Origin of the sequence: Veillonella parvula (assembly GCF_032472435.1) — a bacterium.
Lineage (GTDB): Bacteria > Bacillota > Negativicutes > Veillonellales > Veillonellaceae > Veillonella > Veillonella parvula_N.
Genome location: NZ_JAWEGM010000009.1, coordinates 33,810 through 46,426, shown reverse-complemented (window position 1 = coordinate 46,426; position 12,617 = coordinate 33,810). Strand labels below are relative to the sequence as shown.

The following is a 12,617-nucleotide window of genomic DNA, read 5'->3' as shown; positions in this document are numbered from 1 at the left end:
GGTGATTTTTTTGTATAACTTTCGTTGCCGCACCCGCATAGCGGGTGGTTTTATGGTTCGCGACTACGTCACGAACCAGTCTAAAGACAATAAAATAATAAAAAAGGCCCGCTAAGCGAGCCTCTTCATTATTTTTGTTTGCAAACTTGGTTACCAACTGTGCAGCTTGTTTTACAAGCGGATTGGCAAGATGTTTGACATTCCCCACAACCGCCAGTTTTAGCAGTTTTTTGTAAGGATTCAGTGTTGATAGTACGAATACGTTTAGCCATGATTATCCTCCTCAATACTTATCGAATGATATTTATTTTATCATATTTATAAAAAGCCTGTAAAATACTATTTCGTTATATTTTCATCTACAACTTCAGCTTATTTGGTTTCTACCACTTCAGTTTCTCCTAATTGATGGTCTGTAACTTTTGCGTCTCGCATAGATTCACCTTTAGTTTTCTTAGGAGCATCCTTACGCAATACTTTTCGTAAAGCCATTGCCACTGGTGTTACAATTACAGCAGCAAAAACGGCTTCTGGAATACCATGTGTAACAGACAAGAATACGACAGAGCCTAATACTTGATCTGGACTAAGATTCATTTTAAGAGCAAACATATCTGCATAGAGTAAGAAGATTAATCCCATAACCATGATTGTATGGAATACGGTCCCCATAAAAGCAGAAACAATAATACGTGGACCTTGCGGTGCTTTCCACAATAATAGATATACCAAATATGCTAATACTGGGAAAAGTATACGTGGTAATACGGAAATAATTGGATTAATAAATAGTGGGGATAAAATATTAGGAGCTGTAATATTTTGCCACAAACTATAGCAACCAAAGATAAAGCCTACAAAGGCTCCCACTTTTGGTCCTTCTACAATAGCACCAATTAGAGTTGGTACGTGTAAAGTTGTTACATTTAGCGGACCTAATGGAATAATACCATATCCAGAAAGGCCTAATGCAATAGTGATACCGGCTAGTAAACCAATAATCGTCAATTCTCGAATCGTAATGCCACTTTTCTTCTCTTTTTTGGCTTCTTTACGTTCAACTTGCTTCAGTTTTTCATTGTCGTGGATTGATACAGTTGAGTTATCATCCAATGGACGTTCAATGTTGTTCATAGATCCTCCTTCGCTCTCATTCCTTACGGATATAAGTCGAAACTAGAAATTAAATACGTTCACGGCATCGTGAAATAATACCACGCTCTACCAATGCACCTATAATCACTGCTACACCTGTCACACCAGCTTCTAATAAAGCTGGAGTTACAAACACTAGTGGATTACCTTGGTACGTTGGAAAAACGGTGGGAACTAAAGATAAAATAAATTCTGGAATATAACCACCATACAAAATATGAGCGTTCATAGCAAGCCATATACCTGCAGTAATAATGATACGCAACAAACGTACACCCTTATATGCTAAATCTCTTGGATACAAATAGAATACAAAGACCAATAAAGAAACTAGTAATAATACAAGTTCAGCAAATAATATATTTACATTCATAGATGATGCATACATAAAATATACCATCGGATCCTGTAAATCTATATATAGGATTGAGCCAATATACAAGAATGGAATCGGTATAGTATAGACAATTATATCTAATGCTTCATCAATCATACCCCATCGATGAGTACGATTGAAAAACTTTGTAGCTAATAAGCCACATAGCTCAATAAGAACTTGAACGATAAAATATACTACAAATAAAAGTAGTACTTTTGCTAATCCATTATCTACATTAAAGCTAAATGGTGTATGAAGAAACGAAAATACCGTCCACCAAGCCCAACTATAAGCATGATAGCCCATGCTTAGCGGTAAATCATCGTTAAACTTGGCATTCTTTAGTCGTCGCACCATAATTGGTATGACTAGCGACAAAACGGGGAACACTAAAATGGGTATTGATAGTGCCCCACTTAATGAAAGTACTGTCGTAATAGCACTTACAAAAAGTGAACAAATTAACGTAAATAACCAAAAACTTTTATTCATTACGGTCTCCCACCAATCGAGTTAAGCCATAAGCTATAATCAAGCTAAATGTGACACTAAAATACATAGCTAATAAAAAGGCTATATCACGACCTACTGTTGGCCATCCCCACAACATGGATAAATCAATACCTAAGAAAATTCCTTTATAGCTGATACCGTGAACGACAACCCAACTCACTACATAAGCGATACGACTTATAGATTTACCCTCATCAAAGGTACTGCTTTTAAATGATAAATAGGCCCAAGGCATACACAAGGATAACAACAAATACCATACTAGTGCTACTGTCGCACTCGATCCATTATGAATCATATATGCAATAATGGGAATTACCACAATAAATAGATTCAAATAGAAGGAGCGTCTGCAAATATCTATCAAAATGTTCATATAAATCTCCTACGATATGTAATCTCCTTGTATTTTACAATAATCATAGATAAATGTCATCAAAAAAGAAAAACCTCCATATAGGTAAATCAATACCTATATGGAGGTTCCTTTGATTAAGCTACTACAGAATCAGCTGTTACATCAATTGTAGGAACAGTTTCCTTTGGTTCTTCTTTTTTCAACAATGGTGTCATGCTTTCAAGCCCGATCCCCAATGTGAATAGATTATGCAACCAAGCAGTTTGACTTGGTGGCATAAAGCCAAGTACACCGCCACCAACAAGAGCACCATTGAAACCAACGATACCATTGTAATTTGCTTTGATACGTTTCATCAATGCAATAGAAATGCGGCGCAAATCTACAAGAGCTTGTAGATTATCGGAAGAAATAGTAACATTCGCAATCTTTTGAGCAATTGGAGCGCCTTCATTCATAGCGATACCAACATGAGCCTCAGAAATTGCTGGGGAGTCATTGATACCGTCCCCTACCATCATAACAGTATAGCCTTCAGCTTTGGCTTGTTTTACATAACTTGCCTTATCTTCTGGCAATACTTCTGCATGCACTTCATCAATACCAAGTTCATCAGCTACGCGTTGTGCATTACGCTTAGAGTCACCAGTCATCATGACAACCTTTTTAATGCCTAATGCATGCAAATCAGCTATAACTTGTTTTGCCTCTTCACGTACAGGGTCTTTAATGCAAATAACCGCTGCTAATGTACCACCAATAGCGAGGTAAATATGTGAAGATGTATTTGGTAAATTATTGAATTTTTCTTGTTCATCAGCAGGAATCTTTGTTTTTTCATCATCAAAGATATAATGAGCACTACCAATGCGTACACGATAGCGACCAACCTTAGATGCAATACCATGAGCCACAACGTATTCTACGTCAGAGTGCATTTCCTTATGAGGTAATGCATGATCCTTAGCAGCGCGTACAATTGCTTTTGCCATGGAATGAGGGAAATGCTCCTCAATACATGCAGCTAATTTCAACATTTCATCTGCATCATGACCGTTAAATGGAATAATTTGTTCAAACTCAGGTTCAGCTTTAGTAAGAGTGCCTGTTTTATCGAACACAATCATATCTGCTTGTGCAATTTGTTCTAAGAACTTACCACCTTTAACAGTGATACCGCGTTTAGATGCTTCTTGCATAGCGGAAAGTACTGCCAATGGAATGGATAATTTTAGAGCACAAGAGAAGTCAACCATAACGAAAGACAATGCTTTCATCACATTTCGAGTCAACAAATATGTTAAACCAGCACCAATAAAGCTTATTGGAACTAATTTATCAGCCATGCGGTATGCTTGTTGTTCCATACCGGATTTCATTTGTTCAGACTCTTCAATGAGGTTAACGATTTTTTCGTAACGAGATGTTTTGGATGTGCTACGTACTTCTACAATAGCTTTACCGTCTTCAACAACAGTACCTGCATATACAGAAGTATCCTTGTCACGGCGAACCGCTTCTGGTTCCCCTGTCATGGAGCTTTCATTAACAAGAACAACCCCGTCGATAACGACACCATCCAATGGAATCACTTCGCCTTGACGAATGATAATTTGATCACCAGCTACAACCTCATTAACAGGTTTGCTTACTTCAATATCATCCACCAATACCCATACTTTATCTACGTTCAAGGACATGCTTTGAGCGAGATTCAATACGGATTTACGGTGAGTCCATTCTTCTAAGATATCACCAATACCCAATAGGTACATAACGGCTCCAGCTGTAGGATAATCTTTTTGAAGTAATGCAGCACCAATAGCTACACCATCAAGTACTTCTACAGTTAACTTACGTTGCCACAATGTTTTAATCGCTTTACCGATAAATTTAATCCCATCAAACCATGCCCATGCAGCCGCAATTGGTGCAGGTAACACTGCTTTTTTACCTAAGTAAACTGCTGTGCGGTTAATCATCATTTCACGGTATTTTTTATTTACCAAGCGTGGAGAGTATTCGTTCAAAGCTGGTGCTTCGGACAAATCTAAATCGCGTAGACCAAGTACTGCATCACGCACAGCATCAGAATCACCATTATGTTTAATGGCGATTTGACTGCTACGAGTGTAGAAGGTTACATCTACAATTGCATCATTAAGGAGCAATGTATCCTCTACATAAGCAGCTTCTGCTTCTGTAAAGCGATGCCCAGACACCTTAACGTGTAAGCGATTTCTGAGTTTTCGTACAACAGAAAATTGTAACATAGTTAAATCCTCAATTATTTGTTTTCTTCAAAGATTTCTTCGTTGCGTGCTTCGTTGATTTCTTGAGCTTCTGCCAATACATCAGATGCGGATGCTTGTACTTTTTCAGCTGTTTCTAATACAGTTTCTTTAGCGCGAAGACCAGCTGCTACGATACCAGCATATACTTTTTTAGCGTCTTTAGAAGTTAACACTTTAAGACCTACAGTACCCAATGCAAGACCTGCTGCGAATAAGTTAGCGTTTTTAAGATTTTTTTGATCGATGTTGAACATGATAATATTCCTTTCTACTAAATATGATAAAAAATTTAATTACTATATTTGAAAAGAGGAGCCATTATAGAGACCCCTCATTCAAATTCAGAATTCGTATTAGCTTACTTAGCAGTACGTTTAATGCCTAGTGCTTTATTGGAACCATCACAGCTGCAGTTACCACCGCAACCAGAAGATTTTTTAGAGCCAGACTTGGAGCTACCGCCACCACAGCCACAGCCACCTTTACCAGACATTTGTTTGTAAAATTTATTACCGATATAAGCTAATGCTAATACAACTATGAGTCCTATAACAAGATTATCCATTATTATGCCTCTTTCTCAATATCTACTAAATTATAATATGTGTATTAGTGATAAACAAGATAAAAGCAATATCTAAAGGATATTTCCCTTTTCTCATTATCATTTAACCACGAATATTGATAATTATCAAGTATTATTTTTAAATTACTTATAACAAAATCGCAATTTTTAAATTCATTTTTGTTTAAAGAATCTAAAGGTGGCTAAACTCTCCTATTTAGCGACTCTAGATTAGAAACCTAATGCGCGACCAATGTTATAGAAGATGAAACATGCAATCCATGCAAATGTATTTTCATAGCAGAACATGAATGCAACCCATTTCCAAGAACCTGTTTCACGTTTGATAACAGCTAATGTTGCCAAACAAGGTGGGTAAATTAATACGAACAACATCATTGTTAATGCAATCAATGGTGAGAAGTTTGGATCATTTTGTAAGTAATCAGTCAATGGAGCTGGATTTTTATCATCACCACCTACTGCATATACTGTACCCAATGTAGAAATTACTACCTCTTTAGCCGCTAAACCAGCTACGAGAGATAAGCCCATTTTCCAGTCGAAGCCCAATGGTTCAAGTACTGGGTTAATAGCTTTACCAAAGGATGCTGCATAGGATTGTTCAATTTTTTCAGCAGCTTGTTCTTTATCAAGTTTGTCATTTTCAGCATCTAAGTTAGCACTGTTTTTATACATTGCCCATGCTGCTGGGAACAAGTCTTTATTTTCATCTTTAATATCATTGAATAATTCAGGTGCTTCAGAATCATCCTCTACTGCTACTTCAGGTTCATCTTCTCCTGCTTGCTTAGCAGCATCAGTAGCATCTTGTACAGTAGATTTCATATCTTCAACAATTTTATCAACTGCATCTTTTTGGTCATCTGTAGCAATACCGAATTGAGATAATGTAGCTGCATCTTTTACTTCATACTCTTGAGCAACTTGTTCTTTCACTGCATCATAATCTTTGGAGTATTCTACATCCATTGGATATGCAGTGATGAACCAAATCAAGATGGAAGCAGCCATAATGAAAGTACCGGCTTTAATGATGTACAATTTAGCACGTTCATACATGTGCATCCATGTAGCTTTCAATGTAGGCAAATGATATGGAGGTAATTCCATTACAAATGGTTCTGCTTCACCAGCAAATAAGAACTTACGGAAAATTTTTGCAAAGATAATACCGAAGATGATACCCAAGAAGTATACAGAGAATACAACTAAAGTACTATCCCAACCATTTGGGAAGAACGCATTTGCAAATAAGATATACACTGGCAAACGTGCAGAACAACTCATGAATGGTGTAATCAAAATCGTAACCATTCGATCCTTGTAGTTGTCGAGGATACGGGCACCCATTACGGATGGTACGGAACAACCGAAACCCAATAATAAAGGAATAAAGGATTTACCATGTAAGCCACATGCGCGCATTACACGGTCAATAACGAAGGCTGCACGAGCCATATAACCTGTATCTTCCAAGAAAGAAATGCCAAGGAAGAGTAATAAAATTAATGGTAAGAATGAAAGTACCGCACCTACGCCGGCAATAATACCATCAGATACGAGTGACTGTAATTGGCCCTCTGGAATAGTCTGAACCGCATAAGCTTGTAATGCAGCGAAACCATCCTCGATCCAACCTTGAGGAATACCACCAACGAAGTTAACGAACGCAAACAATAAGTACATAACAACCATGAAGATTGGTAAGCCCCAAATTCGATGCGTTAAGATTTTGTCATAACGGTCAGAGCGTGTTTCCAATTGAGTTGGCGCTTGTGTTAAACATGTATTATATACTTCTACTGCAAAGCGGTGACGATATTCTTGGAAGACAATATCAAGATCAACTTGATCCTTAATTTCTTCACGAATAGCTTCAGCCTTTTGAATAACAGCTTCCGTATTATCAAAGCGCATAACTTTGCCAATAACGTCAGCATCTTTTTCTAACAACTTAACAGCAATCCAACGAAGTGGATATGTAACAGTGCCCGCTTGTTTTAGCAATTCTACAAGCTCACTAATTTTACCTTCTAACAAATCACCATAGTTAATTGTTACACCAGGAGCTTTTTGAGAAGCAGCTACACTAATTATTGCTTCTAACAAGTCTTTTGTACCAATGTTTGTACGACCTACTGTGCTAACAATTGTAGCCCCTGTCATTTCTGCCATTTTTTTTAGGTCGTATTTGATGCCCATTTCTTCAGCAACGTCAGCCATGTTTAGAGCAATAACCATTGGCTTTTCAAGTTCCAATAATTGTGCAGCTAAATATAAGTTACGTTCCAAGTTAGATGCATCAAGAACATTAACAATAACATCTGGGTTATCATTTACGATAACATTACGCGCTACTAACTCATCCAAGGAACGTGCAGTTAAGCTATATGTACCTGGTAAGTCAATAAACAATAACTCATGGCCATCAAAGTTCGTATGGCCTTCCTTTTTTTCTACTGTAACGCCGGCATAGTTACCAACGTGTTGCTTCGCCCCTGTGATATTGTTAAACATTGTAGTTTTACCACAGTTAGGGTTACCTGCTAAGGCAATGCGAATTTGCCCATTTTCTGCCATGTGAACCTCCTATTGAACCTCTACATCAATCATGCCAGCTTCGCTTGTACGAAGTGCTAATTCAAAGTTTTTTACTTTGATTTCCACCGGATCCCCCAAAGGGGCAAACTTCATAACATGGATTTTTGTACCATTTACAAGACCCATGTCAATTAGACGATGCTTAACATTACCACTGCCATGTAGTGCAACAATAAGACCAGACTCACCTGGCTTCATGTCTTTCAACTTTTTGATAGCCATACGACACCTCCTAATTATTGTACCTAACAACCTCATATTAACCACACAAAATAATAATGCGTATTAATATCTTAAATTATTATATCAAATCAAGCATTAATTTCAACAATTATTATCATTTTTATGGTTATTTTTTATCTCATATCTATATTTTATTATCATATTTAATATGAGATTATCTATATAATTATCTAATAAAATACTGAATACTAGCTGAAATTTAATATTTCATAGCTATATATTTAGATACTGTAATCAATAAACTCTATTAAGATTATCATTTACAAATACTCTCACATTCTCAATTAATAGTTTATAAACAGTTTAAATGTAGCTATTTTAATATTTTCATTTCTCATTTTACTTAGTTATATCAGTATTTTTCCATATATTATCAAAAAAATATACCCAAAATACTATAATATTTATTGAGCCTAGAGTATGTTAAGACTATACATCTTCCAAGTTCAATTCATTTGCCCCTAATATGTGCATACGTTATAATTAATATAATATGTATTATAGAAAGGACGATTCATGAAATCTTTTAAATCTTTAGGTGTTTGTGATGAACTTATCCAAGCCCTACAAAAACAAGGTATAAAGGAGCCTACGCCAATTCAAGAACAATCCATTCCTGTCGTCTTTAAAGGGAATGATGTCATAGCCAAAGCTCAAACCGGCACGGGGAAAACACTAGCATTCTTACTGCCAATTCTACAACGTGTACATACTGATGTTCATCAAGAACAAGTGCTTATCATTGCGCCTACACGAGAACTAATTAAACAAATTTCCGATGAAGCGAAGGAAATAGGTTCTATTTTAAATGTAGATATCCTCCCTCTTATCGGCGGCAAAACAATCGAGGCACAGTTACAACAGTTAGGCCGCCGACCTCAAGTCATCTTAGGTACACCTGGTCGTCTATTGGATCATGCAAAGCGCGGTTCTCTCCATCTAGACTGTATTCGTCGTGTTGTACTAGATGAAGCAGACCAAATGCTTCACATGGGCTTCTTACCAGATATCGAAAATCTCATCGGCCAAACAGATGCCAATAGACAACTATTACTATTCTCCGCTACAATTCCAGATAAAATCCGAAATCTCGCAAAGGCATATATGTCTAAACCCGTTTCAGTAACGGCAGAAGGAAAACACATCACTCTCGAATCAATTGATCAACGAGTGTATATGATGAATCCTGAAGAAAAAACACAACGGCTCATCAAAATGATTGAAGATGATAATCCGTTTTTAGCTATAGTTTTCTGTAATAAACGGGAAGGTGCCATTCGTTTATCCTACGAATTAACTGCAGCGGGGCTCAATATAGCAGAAATGCACGGTGACTTGACACAAGGTCGTCGCACACAAATTCTGCGAGACTTTGCAAAAGCTAAAACACAAATCTTAGTGGCTACCGATATTGCGGCTCGCGGTATCGACATCGAAGGTATCACACATGTATATAATTACGACGTACCTCGCGATGTAGATTACTACATCCACCGCATTGGCCGTACAGGTCGTGCTGGTAACTCTGGCGTGGCTGTAACCTTTGCGACACCACAAGACGAATCATGGTTACGACGCATCGAACGAGCTATCCAAGCCACACTTACAAAATATACTAAGGATGGTCAGATCAAAACTAAGGGCAATGCTAGCACTGCTCCAAAACGCACAAAATTAGCTAGTAAACCTAAGATTACAAGCACTTACCAATCCACTAAGGCTAAAGCTCACAAAGCACGAGGCCATAAAGGCTCCAATACACGCCAACGCCGTGCTTCTACCTCCCAAACTGGTCGTCGTTGCAAACGCAGATAAAATTCAGCTTAATATCCTAAACTAAATGAAGCAATTTTTCTTCTACAAGAACAGTTTCAAAAAAAGACGCGCACAGCTAAGCTGTACGCGTCTTTTTATTATCACTGTAAAAATAGTTGTTTCTTGGTAATCTTAGATAACTAAAAACTTTACAATAATCTATATTCGATTATATATATTTACCGATAATAAGTTACCTTTTATTGGTTACTTTATTTGTTGGCATAAATGCTCGGTACCCCATCTACATCAGAACATTGGGTCTTACATTGAGATCGATTGCTACAAATCCAGTTTGTTCGACCTCTCACCTCTTGTTTCACAAAGTAACCTACGTTACATCTAGGGCATTTATATTGTTTATCTTCATCAGATACTTCAATATTACCTTCAACACTAGAAGTATCCCCTTCTACTGGCTGAGTATGTTTACACGTAGGATAATTCGTGCACCCTAAAAAGGCACCAAATTTACCATTCCGCTGTTGCAAACGTCCTTTTTTACATTTAGGACATACAGGTAAGGAAGACAAGTCTACGCTTTCACTATCCATAGGGCGCTTACGATTTTGACTCGTTATAGTTCGCACCACATTGGGCATCATTTGATCAGAGCTTACTACTTTATCAAAACCAAGTTTATCAATTAATAATTTTAAAAACTTAATTTGATCCGCTAAGAAGGAATCTAATGTATCCTCTCCTTCGCTCATAAGTGCTAAGCGTTCTTCCCAAACAGCTGTTTCATCAGGATAAAGCAGCTCTTCTGGCAGAGCATCTACTAAGAGATAGCCCGTTTCCGTTGGAGATAAGACTTGCTTCTTCCCTGACGTTTTCATAAAGTCTCGACTGATAAGCTCATCAATTATGTTTGCCCGCGTTGCTTCTGTACCAATACCAGATACAGCCTTTAATTGTTTTTTCAAATCTTCATTTTTTACGAATTTATGAATTTCCTTCATCGCTTGTAGTAATGTGGAGGGCGTAAAACGGGATGGTGGCTTTGTTTGTTTAGCCTCTACAGAAGAATCCGTATATAAAACAGTATCGTTCTTTTTAACTGCTGGCAAGTGGTCCGTTTCTTCAATAACCTCTTTTTTAGGGTCTGATTCAGCCCCACGCTCATCGGTTAGATCAGGCTCGTCATTGTCTGTCGTAGATTTAGACTTATGTCGTTTATAAAGCAATTTCCATCCTTCTTCGATAACTACACGACCATTAGCTACAAACTCTTCCTTACATTGTTCTACTACAATTTTAGTTTGCTCGTAAATATGCTCCCCATAAAATTGCGCAATATAAGCTTGACTGATGAGGAAATAAATATTTCGCTCCTCTTGGGACAAACTATTTATATTGCAGGCCACCGTTGTAGGAATAATAGCATGATGGGCGGTAATTTTCTTTTCATTCCAAGCACGGCTCTTAATAGAACGATCTGCATCGGCAGCCCACTGTGCTAATCTCTCATCACCTGCATTTTGTAGATTGTTGAGGATTGCATTGCGATCATTATATTGATTGGGTGGTAAATATTCACAATCAGAACGTGGATAGGTAGTTAATTTCTTTTCGTATAATTTTTGCGCTGTATCAAGTACAGTCTGTGGATCATAAGAAAAGGCTTTACCTGCCAATACTTGTAAGGATGATAAGGATAAAGGCAATCGTTGTACATCTTTTTTCTTAGACTTTGTAACACCTTTAATAAAACCGTCTGGTCCAGCTTGTAAACATTCTACTAATTCATCAGCAATAGCTTTATTAATGAGTCGTCCATCTGGGTCAAGCCCCTTTTGTTCGTCTGTAGGCTGCCAAGTCGCCCAAAACACCCCATTAGGATGGTTATATAATACCTTTACAGTAAAATAGTCTACTGGTTTAAATGCAGCTAACTCTCGTTCTCTACGTACAACAAGAGCTAACGTTGGCGTCTTTACACGACCAATTGGCAATGTTACCTTATGACCTTTATAACGTTCAGATAATGTATAGGCCCGAGATAAATTCATCCCAATGAGCCAGTCTGCTCGCGCTCTTGCCAATGCAGATCGATATAGATTGTGAAAGTCCTTGTTATCTCTCAAATCATCAAGAGCAGAACGAATAGATTTTTCATCGAGGGCATTTAATAGAATACGCTGCACTGGTTTTGTATTACCTACATAGTACAAAACTTCGTCAACTAAAAGTTGACCTTCTCGATCCGGGTCACCTGCATTGACAATGACATCTGCTTTACTAATAAGGTCTTTTACAATTTCAAACTGTTGACGGCTGCTATCTGTGACAAGCAATTTCCACTCATCAGGCACGATAGGAAGATCTTGAGGGCGCCAACGGATATATTTATCATCGTAATCTCCTGGCTCAGCCTGATGCAATACATGACCTACTACCCAAGTCACCACATCATCCCCTTGGATAAAATAACCATTCCGTTTTTGGATATTCTTATTTTCTGGTAAGCATTTACTGATTTCGCGAGCCATGGATGGCTTTTCTGCAATAAATAACCGCATGGATCCCCTCCTTAACCTGAAGATAACGGCTAACCCCAAGCCGTTCTATGAAATCTCATTATACTACAATTTAGTGGTCATAACTAGAAAAATCATGTATAATTTTTACGATATATAGACTGTGAAAGTAAAACCTAAAGATTTATCT

General features: G+C 37.5%; 11 protein-coding genes. 1 reads left to right on the top strand and 10 read right to left on the bottom strand.

Annotated features, from left to right (window positions below; all coding sequences use genetic code 11):
• Positions 1–128 precede the first annotated feature (128 nt).
• The 9 genes from scfA to E7A03_RS09700 form a co-directional block, all read right to left on the bottom strand.
• On the bottom strand, positions 129–272 hold the full coding sequence (scfA, locus tag E7A03_RS09740; RefSeq protein WP_004693318.1) for a six-cysteine ranthipeptide SCIFF: 144 nt from the start codon (positions 270–272) through the stop codon (positions 129–131).
• A 100-nt stretch (positions 273–372) separates the two neighbouring features.
• Positions 373–1,134 carry an ECF transporter S component gene (locus E7A03_RS09735; protein ID WP_316074093.1) on the bottom strand — a complete coding sequence of 254 codons (762 nt, stop codon included), beginning with the start codon at positions 1,132–1,134 and terminating at the stop codon, positions 373–375.
• A 49-nt stretch (positions 1,135–1,183) separates the two neighbouring features.
• Positions 1,184–2,026, bottom strand: coding sequence for a hypothetical protein (locus tag E7A03_RS09730; RefSeq protein WP_008600577.1), 843 nt, complete (start codon positions 2,024–2,026; stop codon positions 1,184–1,186).
• Entirely contained in the window at positions 2,019–2,423 is a 405-nt protein-coding gene (locus E7A03_RS09725) for a hypothetical protein (protein ID WP_316074092.1), read from the bottom strand. The genes E7A03_RS09730 and E7A03_RS09725 overlap by 8 nt, the downstream gene beginning before the upstream one ends.
• 116 nt (positions 2,424–2,539) lie before the next feature.
• A complete protein-coding gene (locus tag E7A03_RS09720; RefSeq protein WP_316074091.1) occupies positions 2,540–4,678 on the bottom strand; it encodes a heavy metal translocating P-type ATPase in 2,139 nt (712 codons plus the stop codon).
• Positions 4,679–4,692: 14 nt separating this feature from the next.
• Complete coding sequence (locus tag E7A03_RS09715) at positions 4,693–4,953, bottom strand: DUF6110 family protein (protein WP_004697111.1); 261 nt, start codon at positions 4,951–4,953, stop codon at positions 4,693–4,695.
• Positions 4,954–5,057: 104 nt separating this feature from the next.
• Positions 5,058–5,264, bottom strand: coding sequence for a FeoB-associated Cys-rich membrane protein (locus E7A03_RS09710; RefSeq protein ID WP_004697259.1), 207 nt, complete (start codon positions 5,262–5,264; stop codon positions 5,058–5,060).
• Between the two features lie 231 nt (positions 5,265–5,495).
• Entirely contained in the window at positions 5,496–7,868 is a 2,373-nt protein-coding gene (gene feoB / locus E7A03_RS09705; protein WP_005387093.1) for a ferrous iron transport protein B, read from the bottom strand.
• Between the two features lie 9 nt (positions 7,869–7,877).
• On the bottom strand, positions 7,878–8,111 hold the full coding sequence (locus E7A03_RS09700) for a FeoA family protein (protein WP_004697076.1): 234 nt from the start codon (positions 8,109–8,111) through the stop codon (positions 7,878–7,880).
• A gap of 537 nt (positions 8,112–8,648) precedes the next feature.
• Between E7A03_RS09700 and E7A03_RS09695 the strand changes: the two genes are divergently transcribed.
• The gene (locus tag E7A03_RS09695; RefSeq protein ID WP_316074090.1) at positions 8,649–9,947 is read left to right on the top strand and encodes a DEAD/DEAH box helicase; all 1,299 of its coding nucleotides are present in this window, start codon (positions 8,649–8,651) and stop codon (positions 9,945–9,947) included.
• A 212-nt stretch (positions 9,948–10,159) separates the two neighbouring features.
• Here E7A03_RS09695 and E7A03_RS09690 read toward each other — a convergent pair whose 3' ends face one another.
• Positions 10,160–12,469 carry a DNA topoisomerase 3 gene (locus E7A03_RS09690; protein ID WP_316074089.1) on the bottom strand — a complete coding sequence of 770 codons (2,310 nt, stop codon included), beginning with the start codon at positions 12,467–12,469 and terminating at the stop codon, positions 10,160–10,162.
• Positions 12,470–12,617 lie beyond the last annotated feature (148 nt).